14 protein-coding genes are annotated in these 20,240 nt (G+C 57.3%); 8 read left to right on the top strand and 6 right to left on the bottom strand.

The annotated features are described in order from the left end of the window. Positions 1-114: 114 nt before the first annotated feature. Entirely contained in the window at positions 115-3,069 is a 2,955-nt protein-coding gene (locus HMPREF2958_RS01845; protein WP_371441425.1) for a multicopper oxidase domain-containing protein, read from the bottom strand. Positions 3,070-3,202: 133 nt separating this feature from the next. On the opposite strand from HMPREF2958_RS01845, the gene HMPREF2958_RS01840 reads away from it, so the two are divergent. Together HMPREF2958_RS01840 and HMPREF2958_RS01835 are read left to right on the top strand one after the other, a co-directional pair. Further along, the gene (locus tag HMPREF2958_RS01840; RefSeq protein ID WP_048752440.1) at positions 3,203-3,835 is read left to right on the top strand and encodes a hypothetical protein; all 633 of its coding nucleotides are present in this window, start codon (positions 3,203-3,205) and stop codon (positions 3,833-3,835) included. A 258-nt stretch (positions 3,836-4,093) separates the two neighbouring features. Then, a complete protein-coding gene (locus HMPREF2958_RS01835; RefSeq protein ID WP_070696038.1) occupies positions 4,094-5,404 on the top strand; it encodes a glycosyltransferase family 87 protein in 1,311 nt (436 codons plus the stop codon). A 90-nt stretch (positions 5,405-5,494) separates the two neighbouring features. Here HMPREF2958_RS01835 and HMPREF2958_RS10930 read toward each other — a convergent pair whose 3' ends face one another. After that, a complete protein-coding gene (locus HMPREF2958_RS10930; protein ID WP_070696036.1) occupies positions 5,495-8,920 on the bottom strand; it encodes a hypothetical protein in 3,426 nt (1,141 codons plus the stop codon). A gap of 217 nt (positions 8,921-9,137) precedes the next feature. Between HMPREF2958_RS10930 and HMPREF2958_RS01825 the strand changes: the two genes are divergently transcribed. Together HMPREF2958_RS01825 and HMPREF2958_RS01820 are read left to right on the top strand one after the other, a co-directional pair. After that, positions 9,138-11,600, top strand: coding sequence for a CPBP family glutamic-type intramembrane protease (locus HMPREF2958_RS01825; RefSeq protein WP_246827985.1), 2,463 nt, complete (start codon positions 9,138-9,140; stop codon positions 11,598-11,600). 9 nt (positions 11,601-11,609) lie between these two features. Further along, positions 11,610-12,923 carry a M18 family aminopeptidase gene (locus HMPREF2958_RS01820; RefSeq protein WP_070696031.1) on the top strand — a complete coding sequence of 438 codons (1,314 nt, stop codon included), beginning with the start codon at positions 11,610-11,612 and terminating at the stop codon, positions 12,921-12,923. Positions 12,924-13,044: 121 nt separating this feature from the next. Here HMPREF2958_RS01820 and HMPREF2958_RS01815 read toward each other — a convergent pair whose 3' ends face one another. From HMPREF2958_RS01815 to HMPREF2958_RS01800, 4 genes are all read right to left on the bottom strand, one after another. After that, positions 13,045-13,677 carry a PIN domain-containing protein gene (locus HMPREF2958_RS01815; protein ID WP_070696029.1) on the bottom strand — a complete coding sequence of 211 codons (633 nt, stop codon included), beginning with the start codon at positions 13,675-13,677 and terminating at the stop codon, positions 13,045-13,047. A 39-nt stretch (positions 13,678-13,716) separates the two neighbouring features. Then, complete coding sequence (locus HMPREF2958_RS01810) at positions 13,717-14,172, bottom strand: helix-turn-helix domain-containing protein (RefSeq protein WP_070520488.1); 456 nt, start codon at positions 14,170-14,172, stop codon at positions 13,717-13,719. 225 nt (positions 14,173-14,397) lie between these two features. Continuing rightward, a complete protein-coding gene (locus HMPREF2958_RS01805) occupies positions 14,398-15,156 on the bottom strand; it encodes an ABC transporter permease (protein WP_070696027.1) in 759 nt (252 codons plus the stop codon). Beyond that, positions 15,149-16,333: an ABC transporter ATP-binding protein gene (locus HMPREF2958_RS01800; RefSeq protein ID WP_246827984.1), complete on the bottom strand. Its 1,185-nt coding sequence runs from the start codon at positions 16,331-16,333 to the stop codon at positions 15,149-15,151. The genes HMPREF2958_RS01805 and HMPREF2958_RS01800 overlap by 8 nt, the downstream gene beginning before the upstream one ends. 95 nt (positions 16,334-16,428) lie before the next feature. Here HMPREF2958_RS01800 and HMPREF2958_RS01795 point away from each other — a divergent pair, with 95 nt between their 5' ends. The 4 genes from HMPREF2958_RS01795 to HMPREF2958_RS11110 all read left to right on the top strand — a co-directional run bounded on the left by HMPREF2958_RS01795 (position 16,429) and on the right by HMPREF2958_RS11110 (position 20,192). Beyond that, positions 16,429-17,736, top strand: coding sequence for a sensor histidine kinase (locus HMPREF2958_RS01795; protein WP_070696025.1), 1,308 nt, complete (start codon positions 16,429-16,431; stop codon positions 17,734-17,736). Positions 17,737-17,738: 2 nt separating this feature from the next. Then, positions 17,739-18,365: a response regulator transcription factor gene (locus tag HMPREF2958_RS01790; protein WP_083313674.1), complete on the top strand. Its 627-nt coding sequence runs from the start codon at positions 17,739-17,741 to the stop codon at positions 18,363-18,365. 167 nt (positions 18,366-18,532) lie between these two features. Beyond that, on the top strand, positions 18,533-19,363 hold the full coding sequence (locus HMPREF2958_RS11115; protein WP_246827983.1) for a 6TM ABC transporter family protein: 831 nt from the start codon (positions 18,533-18,535) through the stop codon (positions 19,361-19,363). Positions 19,364-19,394: 31 nt separating this feature from the next. Then, complete coding sequence (locus HMPREF2958_RS11110; RefSeq protein ID WP_246827982.1) at positions 19,395-20,192, top strand: ATP-binding cassette domain-containing protein; 798 nt, start codon at positions 19,395-19,397, stop codon at positions 20,190-20,192. Positions 20,193-20,240: the final 48 nt, after the last annotated feature.

The raw sequence follows: 20,240 nt of genomic DNA, 5'->3' as shown, positions 1-20,240 counted from the left end.
CTTTTGTCATGGTTGTGTTTTGAAAAGGACCACAACCATGACAAAAGTCTGGGAAGACAGTAGGGGGAAAGCAGGGAAGCGACAGCGATGAGCCTGCCGCCCCGGCAGCCCGGGCTACTTATCCGTCACCTTAATCTTGCCCATGGCGCCGCGTTCCATCTCGGCGAACTGGTGATTCACGAACGTGTAGGTGCCGGGTTCGCGGAACTGCATCTCAACGAACCCGCCCTGCGCTGGATCCAAATCGAGGGCCTGCGAGTGACCGCCGGTTTCCCCATACGGATCTCTGCCGTCCCGAAGCAGGTAGCCGCCTTCCTTATAGACGGTGTCAAATTGCGAGCCGACCACGTGGAAACTCATGCCCTTCGACGGTCCCGCAGCCAGCAGCCAGATGCGCACGCGCTCGCCGGTTTTCACCTCCAAAGGCTGATTCACATACTGGGTGGCGTGCCCGTTGAACATGGTGAGTGAGGGGGTGCCCGCCGCAATGCCGTCAGAGGAAACTTCGGCAAGCTTATTACCGTCAGCCGCGGTCTGCCCCGTATCGGTCAGGTATGTTTCATTCTGAACCATCACATACTCATGATCTACCGGTTCCAGATTCGGCGGGTCGATAATGACGGCACCGTACATGCCTGCCGCCATATGCAGACTCATGGGCGCGGTCGAGCAGTGGTACAGCCAAATACCAGAGCCGGTAGCCTCAAAACGGTAGGTCAGCTTCTCGCCCGGGGCAATGGTTTTCATCGTGTTATCGGGCGAAACCATGCCCGCGTGGAAGTCGAGCGAATGCCCCATCGAACCGTTATTTTCCAGGGTAATCTCGAAGACATCGCCCAGCTTACCGTGCAGCACCGGGCCCATATACGAACCGTTGAATGTCCACGCCTTTACGTCAAGCCCGGGTGCAATCTCGCGGTCGAGCTCCTGCACATCCATGGTCATCTTGTGCACGGTCTTACCGTCACGTTTCTCGCCCGCAGGCACGGGACGCAGCACCGGATCACGGCGCTCATGGTCCTTGCCGGGGGAGGCATGCATATCAATATTCGCGTTCTGCGCGGTCAGCAGATTCGTGTTTGTGCCCGAGCCATTTGACCCGTTATTACCGCCGGAACCACCCCCGTGATGCCCGTTCGCCTGCAGATTATTACCGGTGGTTTTCACGTGAAATACCATGCCCTGCTGGCGGTGCCCGGCAACCGAGCACCAGCCCTCAAGGTCGGAGGTCACCACGCCAACATCCACACTCTTCGTCTCACCGGGGTTCAGCGTTCCGGTCTTCGCACCGTTGGCGAAGGTGAGGTCGTGGGTCATGCCCTGATCGTCGTTCGTCACCTCAATCACCAGGCGGTTACCCACCGGAACCTGCGCGGTATCGGGCGTAAACCGGTAGTTTGAGGTTGCCTTGACCTTCAGCGTTGTGGTCTGCCCCGTGCCGGTCGCCGTAGAACCCCCTATAAAGTTGAATCCTACCGAGCTGGGATCGGCCGCAATACCCAAGGTCAGCGCCAGAATCACCGCAAGCGCACCGAAAAGGGTCTGCCGGGTATGATTCACAGGTTCCTGTTTGACATCCGTAACAGGAGCAGGCTTCTCACCGCGCGCCCGCGCCGCCATCATCTCTTTACGGGTATTGACCGAAGCCTTAACGCCGCGCACCATAAACGGCAGGAACGAAGCCAAACCGAGCGCACCCACGGCAGAGACAGCGACCTTCACCCAAGAGCCCGTAAGCGCATTGGGCAGCATGAAAATAATAAGGCTCAAGTTCACAACCGTCACACGCCCGGCGGCAAGCCTACTGAACTCCTTATTGGATGCGCGCACCACGGCGGGTCCGCCGCCCATACGCTGGGGGAGCAGGTAACTCATAGCACCCAGAAGCACCTGAAGCAGGAAACCCGCCACGAAAATGGGGGTAACCTCGCTCATGCGAAGCTCCTCAAACGGGGTGGTAAACACCAAGCCAGCAGTCCACACCACGCCGATAATAAGCCAGATAAAACCTGCACCCACCGACATTGGCGGGAACTCGGTGGGGCGCTTCGTGCGAAGGGTTCGCACCATCACCCACGCCACGATCAGCAGCCCCAGCAGATACACGAGCAGGCCCGCGCCCGCGAGGGGACGCATCCCGAAGAGTGAAGCGAGCGTGGTAATCCCAACGCCCACGCACATCAGTATGAGGGCGCGCACGCTGGTTCCCAAAGCGTTTTCGACCATCTTGGTGCGCAGCATCGTAGGCCAGAACGTAATCAGGGTACCAACCACCGTAATACCCACGAACCCGAGAACATTCACGGCCTCATGCGCGAGCATAAACTGCGAATGCAGCGTGCCCCGCAAACCAGGCAGTGCCGTCATCGCGCCCAGTACGGCACCGACGGGAAGCAGGAACGCCGCAGCGATATAGAAACGAATCGTAGCGCCAAACCGCGAGGGAAGCGCCTGTTTGACCTGGCGAAGAAGCGCATAGCCATGCCAGGCGACCATAGCGCCTACCGCCAGCGCCCCGACAACCGTCAGGGGATAGAACTGCGGCATGAGATCCTGCAGAATCATGCCCGCCATCAGCAGCACAATGCCGCCGTTAAGCGCAAAAATACGTGTGACCTGAATACCGCGGGCCGAATCAGGAATCTTAATCTTCATGAGCGCTTCGGTGAAGTGCTGACTCCAGATCAGAATCGAATTCGTAATCAGCCCCAGAGTCACCATATGCACGATCAGCCAGCCGCCCTTGGGGATAAAGCGATGCACCAGAACCGCGATAATAACGCCAAACATCCAGTACGATACCGGCTTCGATGCGCGGCGGTGCCAACTGCCCCGACCGGAGGCGCGCTTAGCAATCTCCTCGGGCGTTAGCGAGGCGCCGGGGAGCTCGGCGGGGCGCATCCCAATCGTGAGTCCATCGTTGCCGGAACCCGAAACATCGGCCCCGGACCGTGCAGAACTTTGCGCCGCGCTCGGCTTTGAGGATGCGCCGCCACGACCGGTATCGCGGCCGGCTGATCCTTCTGAGTCAGAACCCGAGGAAGTGGGGTTATGGGGATTCTCGCTCACGGTGTTGTCTTTCGATCGCTTTTAGTCACAGTGCATATAGTTCCATTATATTGCCCGAATCATGCGAATTTTGGCTTTGCGTGAGCCGTCATACAGTACGGTACCGGCGAGTGGTAAACGCTAGAATAGCCCTATGAAGTATCTGACTCTCGCCCCCCTCGCCGCCGTTGCCGCCGTAATGCAAGCGCTCGCTATTTACGCTTATGACCAAGACGGAATGGCGGTGGCGGGGCAGATCTTCTTTCCCGTTCTCTTTACGCTGATGGCGTTGTACCTGATGATGAGGAATCCGGGCGGGTCTGCCAAACAGCTTGTGGTGGTGGTCCTTGAGCTGGCAGTTTTCGCCGTCACGATGGTGGGGGTAAATCAGAAAAATCCTTATCTGTACCCCTCGATTATCGTCTACTATGCGGCGTTTGCGGTACTTGCCTTAGAGGTTGCGGTGCGCATCGCCGAGATGCCCAAGAAGGCGAAGGTTCAGGACGATAGCGAAGCCTCCGAGTCTTCCGATCAAAATGCGCCCGCCGAGGGCAGCGACGATGCCGCCTCCGTAAAAACCGATGAAAAACCCGCAGCGAAATCTTCGGCGGCAGCAAAATCGGCAGGTCATGGACTGCGGCGTGCCCGAGCTCAACGCGGTACGCACTTGGTGGCGAAGGTGAAGCCGCGTGAAGGCGCCGGGTCTTCTGGGCAGAGTTCTCAGGGTAAGACTCACGACAGCACGAAACCTGAGCCCGAAAAATCTTCGGAAAATACTTCTGACTAGTATATATTTTGTATTTGGAATATATCGTGGGTAGCTTGTTCGCATAGGAGGAGGAACCGCATTCGCTGCACATCAGCGATTGGTGTGTGCCTCTTGCGACCCAATCAATATATTTAACGTAAGCATCTGTCGCCCCAGAAAGGCAGGCTCTCATCTGGGTATATGCCCGAAGGGGAATATAATCTTTCGGCGAACAGAATATCCACGCTACACTAAAGGGCGAGAACTTCAGCTCAGTAAGACAGGTACTAATACGCCATGACTGAATCCCGCGCCCAGACTCCGGTTCTGGGCAAACTTGCAGTAGTGGCGCTCATCCTCATGGTGGTGGGCGGCTATATTTTTGAAGCCTTCGTGAACACCTACGGCGGTCTAGATTTTTCGATCTACCGCATGGGTGCCATGACCATTTTCGATAATGAAGGCTTCGACAAAGAACTTTATGGGCGCGCTATGGTGAGCATCGGCGTGCTGGATTTGCCGTTCACCTACCCGCCCTTTGCGGCGCTAGTCTTCCTGCCGTTCGCCTTCATACCGCTCAAGGTGGGTATGGCGATTATGGTGCTTATTACGACCGCCGCCGCCTGGTGGCTCTCCAGCATCATGTACTCCTATGCCAATGCACATGGCCGACCTTTACCGCTTCAGGATAAGCTCGGGCGTTACGGCACGATCGCCGCACTCACCATAGTGGTAATGCTCTGCGGGCCCTGGCGGCGTACCTTCGATCTTATGCAGATTAACCCCATCATTATGGTGCTGATTCTTGCCGATTTTCTGCGCCCGGCAACACGTGTGCCGCGCGGAGTACTTATCGGTATCGCTGGCGGTTTGAAACTGACTCCGCTCGTGTTCGGGCTTATTCTGCTGGTGCGCCGCGACTGGAAGGGCATTATCACCCTCGGTGCAACCTTCCTCGCCACCATTGCCCTCGGCTTTGTGCTACTGCCGCAAGAAGCCCCGCAGTACTGGTTCCACGCGGTTTCAGATCCTTCGCGTGTGGGCGATATTAACTTCGTCGATAATATTTCGATTCAGGGCTGGCTTATGCACTATGGGCTGAACGGAACCGCCGCCAAGCTCTGTTTCTACCTGCTGGCGGTGCTCTCCGTCGTGCTCACCGCCGCGATTCTCTATCAGCTCGAACGCCGCAACAAGGTTCTCGCCCAGGTTGCGGTGACCGGGTTCCTCATGGTCAGCCTCTCGCCGATCAGCTGGTCGCATCATAACGTGCTTCTGCCGCTTCTGATTCTCGTGCTTATTGTGGATGCATTCGGCGAGTTCTTCACATACCTGCCGCCCGCTGCGATGACTGTGGCGCGCATCCTGACCTGGGTGGGCGTTGTGGGGCTCTATATTTCCCCGCGCGTGCTCGGCGGCATGACTCAGTGGAATATGAACGGGCTCGAATTCTTGGCTGCGCCGGGTGTTGCGCTGGGCGGCACGCCGATCGTGTGCCTCTTTATCGTGACCGTTCTGCTGTGGGGGTGGGCGGCCCTCACCCCGAAAGCACGCAGCGCTTCGGTCAAACCTGCAGCAGAGTCGGCAAACGCCCCGAACTCGGCATAGCCTTGCGAACCGCGCAGAAGACCCCCGCATCGTTGATCACGATGCGGGGGTCTTCTCTATCTCGGTTTAGACCAAGAAGTTATCGGCTACCTAGCGAATACCAACGTTCCAGGTGCCCTGGAAGGAGTTAATCGCCAAGTAAACATCTTCGGAGGCGTCAAACTTCGCGGTGCCCTGGAACTCTGAGGTGCTGGATTCCAAGATGACATCGTTCGAGCGGGCCGCATCCATCACGCGCAGGTTCATTACCGGCCTGCGCTCGTAGCCAGCCTCCAAGGTACCCGAGCCGCCCGAGTAGATCACGGCGTAGGAGTTGAACGCGGCGCTGATCTTCTCACCCTTAGAAATCTTGGGTGCGGAGGAAGCATCGTAGACGCGAATAAGCCACTCGCCCTCACTATCGACATTCACCTTGCGGGTGGGGCTGGAAGTCTTCAAGTCCATCCACAGGGTGCCCGAGATTTTATCTTTGGTCAGCGCGGAGGTGTACAGAGCGAAGCTGGAAGTTTTATCGTCCCCCGTGCGTCCCTCCAAGGAGTGGCGCGAATTGGATTCTTTGGAGGGGGTGAACTCGTAGTAGACGATAGCCTTCGAATCGTTGCCCTTGGGCTTCTCGATATCGATGGTCTGCTTATCCTTGCCCTTGTACTCCTTGAAGTCGCCGCTGGGCAGTTTCGCCTCAACAGTCTTCAGCTCGGCGGGCGATGAGCTTGCCGAGCTCTCTGACGATGCCGAGGCTGCCGATGATGACTCGGCGGGGCTTTCCGATGCTGCTGCATTGGAAGATCCGCGCGGCAGGGTGAAAATCAGCACCAGAATGATAATAATCAACAGCGCCACAGCACCGGCGATGACGCTCCACCCAGCGGGAGTCGCAAAGAACGGGCGCTTCGGCTTCTCGGGCTGGTTGAAGGGAGTCTGACCGTTTGCATACGGTGAATCGCTGAACCCGGATGCTGCCGCCGCAGTGAACCCGTTGAGCGCATCTGAGGTGTTTGACTCGGAGTATTGCTGATTCTGGTTCGACTGGTTCTGATTGTACGAACCCTGAGCAAAACCGCTGTTCTGAACGTTATTATTCTGAGCACCGTTCTGCTGCTGGAACTGCTGCGATTGACCGGCCTGGTACTGACCCTGCTGAGGCTGGTTCTGCTGCGACTGCGAGCCCTGGAATTGGTTGGGCTGACCCTGCCCCTGGAACTGGTTACCCTGCTGGTTGGAAGCGTTCTGCACCGAGTGCTGCTGATTCTGTCCCGACTGAGAGCTCTGATCCTGTTGGGCATTCTGACTCTGCGCGCTCTGACCCTGCACGCCCTGGCTCTGAGAACCCTGCTGCTGAGCCGAAGCGCCGGATGCGCCCGCCGCCCCGGAGGAGGCCGCTGCACCCGCGCCCGCTGCGGCGCCTGCGACAGCACCAGCGGCGGCACCCGCACCAAAGCCCGAGCGTGACCGATCCTGCCCCTGCTGAGGCTGTTGTCCCTGGTACGACTGACCGGACTGACCCTGCCCCTGCTGAGGCTGACCGGACTGAGAATATCCTGACTGGGATTGTCCGGGCCGCACCTGGCCGGATTGCTGCTGCTGAGACTGCGACTGAGCGAACCCCTGCTGGCTCTGCTGCTCTCGACTCTGGGACTGCTGCGCCTGCGAACTCTGGTTCGGGGCACTCTGACCCTGGGTATCTCGGTTCTGAGCGCCCTGGCTTTGGGTACTCTGGGTTCGCGGATCCTGCGCTTGAGCGCTTCGCTCCTGAGCGTTCTGCCCGGCAAATCCCTGCTGCTCGGATCCCTGGTTCTGCTGCGCAAAACCTTGACGCTGATCAGAGCCCTGCTGTTGCTGGTTGAAGCTCTGCTGGCGCTGTATAGAATCCTGCTGCTGGCGCTGGGTAGAATCCTGCTGCTGGCGCTGGGCAAATTCTTGCTGGCGCTGGGCCTCGTAAGACTGCGGTTGCTGCCCCTGCTGAGACTGTGCGGGCTGCTGCGGCTGAGCCTGATTCTGCTCACGGGACTGGCTGAACTGCTGCCCGGGCTGATTCTGCCAAGGCTGAGGAGCCTGCGCATCGAACCCGCGAGGCTGCTGCTGGTTCTGCGAACCCTGCGCTTGAGGCGCCCGATTCTGCTGAGCCTGACCGCTAAAGCCTTGCTGTGACTGTGCGTCCTGCTGAGACTGAGCACCAAAATTCTGCTGGGAATTCTGCGATGCAAATCCCTGCTGCTGGGAGCCGCTTCCCGGTGTCTGAGACTGTGAAACGTTTGAACTCGACTGACGCTGCGCAAAATCCTGCTGAGGCTGATCAGAGCCAGAGCCCTGCTGCTGATTGAAGCTCTGCTGGCGCTGTGTAGAATCCTGTTGCTGACGCTGGGCCTCGTAAGACTGCGGCTGCTGAGATTGCCCGGGCTGTTGGGTCTGAGTAACGCGTTGAGACTGCGCGGGCTGCTGAGGCTGAGCCTGCTGACCCCGGTTCTGAGCGTTCTGCTCTTGAGAACTCTGCGCGGCAAAGCCCGACTGCTGCTGATTCACGGGAGTCTGAGGCTGCCCCTCAAAACGCTGCTGCGTGGGAGGAACCTGGGAAGTGCCGCGCGGGGGAGTAGCCGGTCGGGAAGATACCTGAGCCTCGGCACCACGCGAATCAGTCGAATCGCGCGCATCGGATTGGGGGCGCGCATCCGTAGGCTCACCCTGAGACTGATCCGAAGACTGCTCGGGGCGCGACTCGCGTGAAGGAACTTGCTGCTGTGCGGACTCTGACGATACAGGCTCCTGTCGTGCAGCCTCGGGTCGTTCGGCACCTGCTGCAGAGGCAGAACCCGCGGACCTCTGAGAATCCTGTGCGTCGCTGAGGGGCTCTCGCGCATCGTAAGAAACACCCGAACCCTGCGCGACTCCCGGCTGCTGTGCGCTTGCCTCCGGCGTGGACGGGGCATTGTGGGTATCGCGAGCGGGCTCGCGGGTAGGCTCCGAAACCTGAGGCTTTGGAGCCTCGGCGGTGCCGCTCTGACGGTTCACGGGAGTCTCAGAAGTGCTCTGCTCGGAACGCACCTGCGACTCGGACGAAGAGCCTGCCGCTGCACCCGAACCGGATGCGCCCGCACGCTCACCCGCGGCTTCGCGCGGCTCGGAACCCCCGGACGCTGCATCCTGAGCGTGGGTAGACTCCGCCTGAGTCTTCTGCTCAGGGGTCTGCTGATGGGAAGTTTTCTGCTCGGCAAACTGTTCGGAAATGGTCGGCGCGGTACGCTGCTTCGGGGCGGAAGCCTGCGCAGACTCACCGCTCTGCTCAGAGCTTGACGATGGCGAGGGCTTCACACTGGAAGAACCCTCAGAAGAGCCCGATGCGGCAGATGAAGACTCCGCCGTCGAGGGTGCCTGCTCATTCTCAGGCTCGGGCTCCTCAACCCACAGCTGCCAACCTTCGGGAACAGGACCCCATGCGGGATCGGGCCGCCACGTCGGGGTAGGAGACCACCCGGCAGGCGGTTTGGGCCAATTTGGGGGCGGATTGAAGACGAGAGCCATCTGAACCTTCCTTCACTACTGGCGCCAAAAACACCCGGAAGCGTAGGCACGAGTAGCCTCAAATTTTAAACTACGGTAACCCTCAAATTATGGCATATTTCCCATAAAATATAAGCCCGAAAAGTTCATAGGCAGGTAAATTATTACACCGTAAGGCAACCCGCACAGATGGCCCCGGTGTGACATTCGGGGGAGGGTCCCCTCTATTATGGATACTATGAGCACTAATCACCAGCAGGAACCCGGACATCACGGTTCTGAGTTCATTCCAACAAACCAACCACCTGGCGCAGTTACTAATACCCAAAATATGCCCACGATGCTGAGCCCGCATCAGGCAGAAAGTTACGGGTACGGCGCTGAGTCTACCTTCGCCTCCGCTGAGTATTACAGGAGTAACCGCCTTACCCGTAAGGAGCTTCTGGAACGCGCTAGCGAACTGCCCTATCACCGGTTATCGTATGTGAACCCGCGTGCGCGTTGGTTCACCCCGGTTCTTGAAGGCTTGCTGATTGCCAGCATCTATTTTGTGCTCCTGCTGATTGTGAGCTTTGCGCTGCTAGCATTCGCCGTGATGCTGCGCGTCCCCTACGATCACCTGACCGATCTACAGCGTGTTTACGCGAACGTTTTTAAGACCCCGCTTGTTTTTATCACGTTCTTTATCAGCATCATTCCGGTGATTCCGGCGATTTTCATTGCGCGCCTGATTACCAACTTCAAACCCTTAGGTCTAATTCACTCCATTGCGGGCCGCATGCGGTGGTCCTATTTAGGTGTTTTCCTAGGCTTTGGGTTCCTCATTTTCGGTCTTTACAATGTGGGGAACTTGGTTCTGGCTGGTTCTTTGACCACGCAGAACAGCGTGCATCCGCTGAATTCCGGCATGTTCTGGCTGTACATTGTGCTTATTCTGTTGATAGTTCCGTTCCAGTGCTACGCCGAGGAACTGCTCTTCCGCGGCTATCTCATGCAGACCGTGGGTCGGTGGCTGAAGAACCCCGCTTGGGCAATTATTATTCCGGCACCTATCTTTATGGTGCTGCATGGTTACGGACTGTGGGGTCTGCTTTCTGTGCTGACGATGGCTCTGATCGCCGGGTTCTTGTGCTGGTACACCGGTGGTCTTGAAGCCGGTATCGGCCTGCATATTGCGAATAATATTTCGGGTATCATCCTTGGGCTGCTGGGTCTGGCTGACCCCTTTGACGCGAATCATGAGGCTCAGGCGCTTGACTTTGTGCAGGCCCTTATTCTGCAGCTTGCCTTCGCCGGGCTTGTGTACATGTACACCTACCGGCAAAAGAGGAAAGCCGCTCTGAATCAGAGCCAGGATGCGGCTGCCGCCTCCTCGGCTGAGGGTGCGTCAATGGGTGTGGAAGCGCCCGTTTCTTCCTCAGATGTGCCAGCCACCGCAGCACCGGCTCCGGGCGCTGCGCATGCGGCTGTGCAGCCCGGTATGTCCGTGAAAAATGCTACTGCTTCACCTGCTGCTGATACCTCTGCTTCTGCACCGCAAGGATCGCAGGCGCCGGTACAATCACAACCTGTACAACCTGCTGCACCTATGGTTGATAATGCCAAGCCCGCACAGGATAATGTTTCGGCGAAATCGGCGTCTCCGTCTGCCCCCGCCAGCCCGCAAACGGCTGAAGAGCATCGTGCGTCCGAGCGGAATAGCGCGGAGAAACCGGCTGCGCAGGCAACTGCCGCGAAGCCTGTGGAAGGCATCCGCGAGAGCGAGCAGAATGATACGTCGGCCAAGGCTTCTGCCCCCGCGCAGCCCGAACGTTCGGCACCGGCTCACGGTTCGGCGTCGGCTAATAAGTCTGCGCCGATCGGTAAGCCTGCATCGGTCAATGAATCTGTGCCGACTCATGAGTCAGCCCAGTCCCAGAAACCGGCGCAAACTACCAAACCGGCACAGGCTCATGAACCGGCACAGCCTCAAAAGCCGGTACACACTAACGAATCAGCACAGGCTGAGCGTCCGACGAGCGCGAATACCGCAGCCCGCGCGACCGGGAAAGAAGCGCAGATCGCCGATAACCCCGCGCAGTCTGCACAGGCGAGGACTATCGCCGATGAGCTCAAGCCTGCCGTGGTTGCCCCCGCAGCATCGGAAAAGGCTCCGTCAGGCATAGACCTGGATGCGGCGCAGAAAGCTGCGCGCGCCTCCGCGCAGAAGACTCAGCAGGGCTCGAATCGGGCCGATTCTTCGGTGCGTGCCTCCGGGGCACAGGGGTCTGTATCGAATGCAGCCGCGCCGCAGAAGGAAGCCGCTAGCGCATCCACTGCGCAGGCAGACGATACGAAGAACCCTTCCTCGAAGAACTACGCGCCGGATACCTCCACAATGAGCATTCCCGTGCAAAATGCCTTGTCAGCATATGAACGTGCCAAAGCTCAGGCCCTTGCTCAGCAGAAAGAAACCGCCCGGCAAAAGGAAAGCGGGCAGAGCACATCTGCCGCGAAGAAGGCGGCTGCGGACGGCTCGGCTGCAGTCTCGCAGACCTCGCGGGCTCAGCGGGAGGCATCCCAGAACACCTCAGAGGTTCCCTGGGCTACCGCTCCGATTCCGAAAATCTCGCCGGAAGCCGCACAATCGCATAAGCAGGGATCAACCGACGCTTCACCGTGGACCTCAGCGTTCCCCGTCATTCCCAAACCCAAGAAGTAGGCGCATAGTATGACCGTTGATGCCGTCAAAAATATCGAAGACCTCGCCCAGTTCGTCTGCAATTCGCCCGTCTCATATCTGGCGGCGCGAACCGTGGCACGGCGCCTGCAGGCGGCGGGGTTTACCGAGCTGAACGAAACCGAGCCGTGGCAGAATGAGGCTGCCGTCGGCAGGCATTTTGTGATGCGTGACGGCGCGATCATCGCTTGGGCTGGCGGTCGGCGGGCACAGAAGGCGAGCGGTTACCGGGTGCTGGGTGCGCATACGGATTCGCCGTCGCTTAAGCTCAAGCCGAGTTCGTCGGTGACAGCGGCAGGATGGCATCAGATGGGCGTCGAAAATTACGGTGGCGCACTGCTTAATTCCTTTTTGGATCGTGAGCTGCGCGCCGCCGGGCGCCTGACGGTACTTCGGGAAGACGGCACCCTTCAAGACCGCTATGTGGTGACTGGGCCGTTAGCGCGTGTGCCGCAGCTGGCCCCTCATCTGGACCATAAACGTAATGAGCTGACCCTCGATAAACAGTTCAATATGTACCCCATTTGGGGCGTGGACGATACCGAGAACGATGTGCTCGCCTATTTGGCGCAGCAGACCATCGACGAGGGCGGTCCGGTAGATCCGGAACAGATCGTCGGTTACGATGTGCTCTTTGCAGATGCGCAGGAACCCCGCCGTTTCGGGCGAGACGGAGAGTTTTTCGCCTCGGGCAGGTTGGATAATCTCTCGTCGGTTCATGCCGGATTGTGCGCCTTGGAACGCTATGTGGCCGAGAATGCTGACGAAGACTCAGCGCATACCGTGATGCTTGCAGGATTCGACCACGAAGAGATTGGGTCTGAAACCCGCAGCGGCGCCGCCGGTCCGTTCCTGGAGGATGTGCTGGTGCGGCTCTCGCAGGCTCGCGGAGAGAGCCAGGATGAGTACCGCCGCTCGCTCGCCGATTCGGTGTGCCTTTCGGCGGATGCCGGGCATTTGGTGAACCCGAACTACCAGGGGCATCATGATCCGACGGTGCGCCCGCTTCCCGGTGCTGGCCCGCTGCTGAAGATCAACGCGAATCAGCGATATGCAACCGATGCGGTGGGTGCCGGTATTTTCGCGGCGGCGTGCAAGGCGGCGGACGTTCCTTACCAGGAGTTCGTGTCGAATAACAATATGCCCTGCGGTTCCACGATCGGGCCTATCACCGCCACCCGGTTGGGGATGCGCACCATCGATGTGGGGATCGGACTACTGTCGATGCATTCGATGCGCGAAATGTGCCACGTTCACGATATGGCATACCTGACCCGCGCGGTGGAAGGCTTCTACCGGTTGTAGACGCCGTGTTCTTTCACCCCTTCCATGGGGTGGTAATAAAAAGAGCCTTGATCGTGAATACAGAGGATATTTCCAATGCTTTATTCACAATCAAGGCTCTTTTAGGAGGGCAAAGAATCGGTCACTCAGGCAGATGTGGGATTATATGATGCCGTAAATAGTGAGCAAAACGAGGAGCATCAGCTCTTTCAAGCGCCCCACATAAATCTGATTCGCCATATTTATAAATGAAATATCTTTCTTGGAATAAATATATTTCTGCGAGATCCGCCTTTCGCATAACAAGAGAATTTCTATCTGCTCTGCCAAAAGATTTTTCTGCATAGGTCATGAGAAGATCATCAGCGCTGATGGTTACATAGGGTAAGGGCTCGTCGGTATTTTCGCTCGTTTCCCAGTAATCCAAGAGAGCTTTGTCGTTGGTGACCAAGTAGTCAATATTATGCTCCATCATTGCCGCATGTATATGAAGGTCGTTCTTATCGGGGTATCCCTGTATTGAGGAGATAGGGTAACCTTCTAACACGAACACAGATTTACCTATCTGCTCTCTAACCTTCACCCGTGCAGCGTCATTTCCAGTTGGATTTTCTCTAAGCCAGTGGTACCCCCACTCGTCGAGAATATTCTGTGTTGTGTGTATATCGAAGTACTTTTTATTTAGTATCTGGTTAGGAAGAAGTATCCAATCCCTGAGTGTTTTACTCAGCAGAATATTGGTATCTAGAAGAATAGAAGTCGCCCCGTTGCTCATGCTATTTAGTCTAGCAAAGTAACGGGGCGTACATCTGAATTATTCGCGAATTCCGAGTTCTGCCTCTATATCCCAGATTTTCATGAGTGCCTGTTTCTGGCGCTCCAATTGGGCGCGCTGGTATGATTCCAGATCTTCGCGCATAATGCGGAAATGCGAGCCTACCTTATGTGCGGGAATTTCTCCGTTACGGATCATTTTTACGAGAGTCGGCCGTGATATACCCAGTTCTTTCGCGGCGGCGGTCGTGGTAAATACTCGCGCCTGGGAGACTATAGCCAGATCTTCACCGGAACGAACGGCTGCGATAAGCTCACGAATCAACCCCGATAGTTTAGGGCCAAGTTCCTCCGAGTCCTTCCCCTGTACTTGCAGAAAGAACGAGACTTCAGTGGTATCTCCATGCTCATTACGAGTACCAGGGATGAGCTTCTGTACTTCTTCGCGTAGCTGCGGGTCGTTTAAATCCGCACGGGTCAGCGTTGAAGTGGTCATGATGTACCTCGCTGTTAGATATCACGTACAGGTACCCCGCATGCGCTTACATTCGGTTCAGCGCATCTGCAACGCTGGGGTATGTGCTCTACAGTCTACAGGAATAAATGAAATAAAAGAAAATAAATTTCGCATATTTCGTATATGGATTAATGTTACTTTTATCGCAGAAATAGTGCCCGTGCCTCCGAGCAGACCCTGAGCGTGGAGAATATTCACATCATGTTAGTCCCTGCGGGCAAGGGCCCACAGTGCGGATGCGCATCCCAGAAGGCCCCAAAAACCGACGACTATTACGTCCACGATCTGTATCTGGCCGATGTCGAAGAGGGCGGCTCGCACAAGGTTTGCCGCAGGCACGAACGGCAGGAATTGCTGAACGTGCACGTACCAGTCGGGCAGCCGCTCGGGCGGGTAGTTAATCGGTGCAAACAGCAAAACCATGAAGGTAATAGACTGCGTCACGATAGTCAGAAGTGACGCTGGAACCCAGTACGCAAGCATAAACCCTAATACCGCCATAACAACTTGAAGCGCGAACACAACGGCAATAGCGCCGATATTCAGGTTCACATCAAAACCAAATTTGAGCTTCGCGGCTACACCGCCCGCAATAATGCCGGGAAGAGCGAGAACTGCCCAAACGAGTACATCTGCCGCCAGAATCGCCAGGCGCGGGACCGGAAGGGAACGCTGATAGTCGAACATGCCGTTCGTCTTAGCGGCAGCAATAAATTGCGGAGCTATTACACACCCCATAGAAATGAAGTTCACCGTTACCGCACCGGACGCCAAATATTCTGCAGAATTCCGGTCAAGATGCGGCATGAAGAAAGACATGCCATAAAGAAGTGCAAACGCTAAAAGGACCTGCACCACCGCAAAAAGCGGCGCATTGATGGCGTTACGAATCAGCGACCAGCGGATCAGCTCGACCGTGGCGCGTACCGTCGAAATTCGTGAGGGAACGAGGGCGCTAGTCATGGTTAATCATCTCCTCATAGTTATCGGCCAAAGATGCCGAGCCTATGCGGTAGCTTTCGACGCATCCCGCACGAATTCCTGAAAGTACATGGGGTAAGGCTAGCTCAAGCGCATCGGTACTCAGGGTGACGGTAAACTCCCGAGGGATGGAGGAGTCGCCTTCTATGCGCTTTTCGATATATTCCGTATCTGGCATATTCCCTAGTGAGGATGATTTTTTTACATCTAGCACGCTGCGAAGTTCTTGAAGGAACTCCGGGGTAGCCGTGATTGAAAGCGTACTTTTTGCTTCCGCCAAACCCAACGCGCTTGTCGGTTCATCACGAACTAGCCGCCCCTTATTAAATAGCAGGTACCTATCGGCATGGCGCTCTACTTCTAGGAGGTTGTGGGTCACGATCAGCACCGTGGCCCCCTGCTTGGCGCGCCTTCGCAGCATCGTCCACAGTAGTTCACGGCGCACCGGATCGACATCGTTCGTGGGCTCGTCGAAGAGATAGATGGGGGCGGGCGCGGTGACCGCCATACCGAATGAGGTCAAGCGCTTGATACCGCCCGAGAGCTTATGTCCCGGCCTATCCGCCCAATCCCCTAAATCGAGAGTATCGAGAGTTTTCTGAACGGCCCGTTGCGCCTGCTTCGACTTCAACCCGCGAATGCGAACCGCCGTCGCTATCGCCTGGCGCGGGGTTATTCCCTCCAGGGACGATGCGACCTGTGGCATGATCGCGCATACCTGCCGGGCTTGCGCCGGGTGGGCAATGAGGTCGGTGTCGTCGTACATGATGCTCCCCGCATCCGGCTTTGTTAGCCCCACAATTTGGTGAAGAAACGTCGTTTTCCCGGCACCGTTGTGACCGATCAGCGCCGTTACCTCCCCGGGTATAAGCCGCACACTAATATCGTCATTCGCACGGGTTTTGCCGAATGACTTGCATAACTCCGTGACGATAAGTCCACCCTGCGTTTTCGCGGTGGATACACCCTCGGGTAAGGAGGAACCAGAGATACCTGCCATAGGTGCTTCAACCTGCCTTATGCTCTTGTCGTGAACACCGAATATGCAATAGCGTATCCCCGTTTTTTCGGCGTACCCGTGACATTCGTCAGGGGTGCAGGCTAGGGCATCCTCGCGCCAAAAAATCGACCTTGAAATCGGTTCGGCAATCCATGACATTTAACATAGGCTCCTTCCGCTCGCCGGTGTATGCTCAAAGAGCCTCATTTATGATAGGGATACATTATTCGGCAGCGAGTACCGACGGAGCGAGCATGACAACGACGCGCACACCGCATGTCTCTCAGCGTGATGCGGATACGCCGGAGAACCGCCGCCTTCAGCCAGGTAGCGCAGATGCCCCATTCTTCGATAAATCGGGTATTGCACGAAGCCTTATCTGGCCAACCTGTCTGAACCTGTCGATGAGCGGGCTGATTCGCCTTGCTATCGAATCTGAAGAACCCATTCGGGACCATTTTTTCGAGTACTATTTTTGCTACCAAACATGCGGGGTGATGTTTTTCCTCGCGAATACAATGCCGCGGCTTATTCCCGTCAAGAACCCCGTGCTGCGCACGTTCTTGTGGACTCTGGCGGTCATGGTGCCGATTGCTATCATCTCTGCGCTGTACCCTCAAGGCACCGCTGGGTTCCTTTATACCGCATCCCCCCTGTGGGTGGCGCTGTGGCTGATGAATGTGCACGTACCCTTCAAACTGGGGGTAAAAACAGCTGTTAGTATTGCGGTAGTCTTCACCGCTAACTACTTTGTCGGCGTGGTGGGGCAGGGGTATCTCGACGATTCGCCAACCATCCCGTTCCCCGCCCTAGCGGGAGATAAAGCCCTTAACGGGTTCTTTATCCTCAATATTTGTACCATGTTCTACGTTATCGCCTATTTCGTGGGGCGCAGCATGCACAAGAGCCGGGAACACAAGGCGATTGAAAAAGAACTCGGTATCCTCAGCGAACGTGAACGCATCGCCCGCGATGTGCACGATGTTCTGGGGCATTCCCTCACGATCGTGAACCTCAAGGCCGAGCTGGCCGCAAAACTCGTGGAAACCAACGCCCCCGCCGCGCAGGAACAGATGCGGCAGGTCGCCCAGCTCTCCCGCCAAGCCCTTGCGGAGGTGCATTCCACCGTCACCCGTTTGCGCGTTCCCGACCTCGAAGGTGAGATTCTGGCATCCTCGCGCGCCCTGGAAACCGCCGGAATACAGGCGAGCCTGCCCGATGCGACAACCGCCGCGAACGTCGCAGGCATGAACTCTTCCCTGTTCAGTTGGGCGCTGCGCGAGACCGTTACCAATATTGTGAGGCACTCTCACGCCACCTACGCCACCGTGCGGCTGAACTCCACCGGGTTAGAGGTTACCGACAACGGTATAGGAATTGGTGATGCCCCGTGTAAGAGCGGACTCACCGGTCTGCGCACCCGCATCGAAGACGCAGGCGGCACCCTTACACTCGGGAACGCGCCCGAACACTGGCTGCAGCAGGCTCCTGTGGCAGGTGTGGGGGATGGGTGCCGCATCCGCATCAGCATGGACGAGAAGACCGACGAGATTATGGGGTAGCCGTGCCGCTGAGAATACTTCTTGCCGACGATCAGCAGATGATTCGTGAAGCGCTTGCCATGATTCTCGATCTTGAAATTGATCTTGAGGTGGTCAAGCAGGTGGGTCGCGGTGATGAGGTGCTGTCTGCCGTGCGTGAAACCCGCCCGGATGTGGCGCTTCTTGATATTGAAATGCCTGGTGCCACCGGGATTGAGGCGGCCGCCGAACTTGCCCGTTCGGGCCTGAGATCACAGACGGGCGTGCCGGTGCGTTCGCTTATTCTGACAACTTTTCGCCGTCCCGGGTATTTACGCCGCGCCCTGGAGGCCGGGGCGAGCGGGTTTGTGGTGAAAGATGGCACGGCATCGCAGCTGGCGCAGGCGGTTCGCCGTACAGCGGCGGGGCTGCGTGTGGTCGATTCGGTGCTGGCTGAGGAGGCAAAATGGCAGGGCTCCTCACCGCTGACCGGGCGTGAGACCGAGGTGCTTCGCGCTGCCGAGACCGCCGGGAGCGTCAAAGAAATTGCGGGGATGCTCGGGTTGTCTTCGGGAACGGTACGTAACCACCTCTCGGCGGCCATGGCGAAGATTGACGCCATTAACCGGCATGAGGCGGTGCGCATCGCCCGCGACAACGGGTGGCTTTAGTCGCGCCTTCTCGCCATAAGTCGTACACTTGCCTGCATATCGTACGTTTTAACCCTACGAATATGCAGGAAAGTGTACGATATATACCGTTATACCGTGCCTAGGTGCACACATACCGACAATACATTCTCCCGCCGCATCGAGCAGCGGGAGAGAAAGAGAACTCGGTGAAATACCTCAAACCATATTTTGTATTTTGTGCTCGCGTCATGACTTTAGCCTGGCGAGTATCATTCCCGAAAAACCTTAGCGTACTGGCCGCCGTCATTATCTCTGCGCTCGCTCTGATCGCCTGCCCCATTCTGCTGGGTTATGGTGTTCAGCGCACCCTTGAAAACCCCTATGTTTGGCGTCAAAACCTTGCCATCCTCGTGATTCTTTACAGTATTTTGTGGCTAATCGGGCAGAGCTTTCGGTATCTTTTCTACCCTGCCTACGGGTTCATTGAGCAGAAAATGCAATCGCGCCATATGGCGGATGCGCTCGTCACCAGCATCGGCGCCGACCCGCGCGCACGCGCTACACTAGGTGCCTCCGAAATTGCGTATGCTGTCGATGCGCAGGCCGCATCCATTCGCGAAACCCTCGCCACCTTGTACCTCTCAATTCTGCCCGCCGGGGTTGGTTGTATCGCCGGTGCTGTCTCGATTCTGGTGATGGGTGGCGTGCCGGAGCTAGGCATATTTTGCGGGTTTGTAGCTCTCTACCTGGCTGGAAGCATGCCGCTGATCGCGCGTCATCAGAAGTTTCAGGGCGAATTCTTTGACGGCTCAATGCGCAGTTTCGGTACCCTGGAAAACACGCTTCGTCTCTGGCGTGAGAGCAGAATTCTTGGGGCGGCTCCCTTTCTTCACGACCGATACGCCCAAGGCCGCCTGCCTGTAGAAGCAAAAGCTCTCAAAAGTTACCGTTACACCATGCTGTTACACACCTGGCAGGGCGCGATGCTGGCTCTATGCCTGCTCGCAATAGTGCTCAAAACCGTATTTATTCGGTGAAGGCTCTCCGGCGCAGATTACGGGTACTGCGGTGGCGCTCATAGGAGTGTGCGCGGCGGCAATTGGTCCGCTCCAAGCCGTTGGGTTTGGGGTATCGACCATAGCGGTTTCGGCGGAGCGTTACCGGCAGGCGCACCATAAAATAGCCGCTTTTTCCGCTGAAGATTCGGGGTATCTCATCGACTATGTCATAACCACAGGTGAGCTTTCCCTCCGCGTGGATGCACGCAATCTGAGTGAAACATCTTATGGTGTATATACGGTGAAGCCTGGTCGCCCATGTTGGGTGCGTGGTGCATCCGGCGCGGGAAAAAGTCTGCTTTTAGAACGGCTTCTTGGCGTGCGTGCGACAACTACCCCCGCTTATATGTCGATGAGCGCGCCGCAAGGCACTCTTCGGGTTGTCTACCTGCCGCAGGAGGCTGGGCTGCTGGTTGGTACCGCGCATGAGAATGTGGCGTTTGGGCGCGACATTCCGGTGCATATATGCGACCGGTACCTGCAGGCGGTGGGGCTAAGCGAATTTACCTCTAGTGGTGCTCGATGTCATGACACCGTCGCGGGTGAGAACGGCAGCGTGTCCGGGGGAGAGGGCAGGCGTATCGCCTTGGCACGTACTTTGGCGGCGGCCGAAACCTTGAATGAGCAGGAAGCCCTGAGCTTCGCGACCGTCATGGTTCTCGATGAACCGACCGCCGGGCTGGATGCGCCTACCCGTGCCCGCGTCTGGGAACTGATTGAACGAGCGGCCCATACCGCAATCGTGCTGGTGAGCACCCACGATGAGGATGCGCCCGCTCGGCAGGACGATACCGTCATTGAACTCTAACGCGGCGCGAAGTCTAAGAATGAGAGAGTTTTACCTGTAAAGCATGCG

Source organism: Rothia sp. HMSC036D11, from assembly GCF_001814205.1.
Classification (GTDB): domain Bacteria; phylum Actinomycetota; class Actinomycetes; order Actinomycetales; family Micrococcaceae; genus Rothia; species Rothia dentocariosa.
Note: the sequence above shows the minus strand (reverse complement) of the source record. Positions and strands in the feature narration are given on the sequence as shown.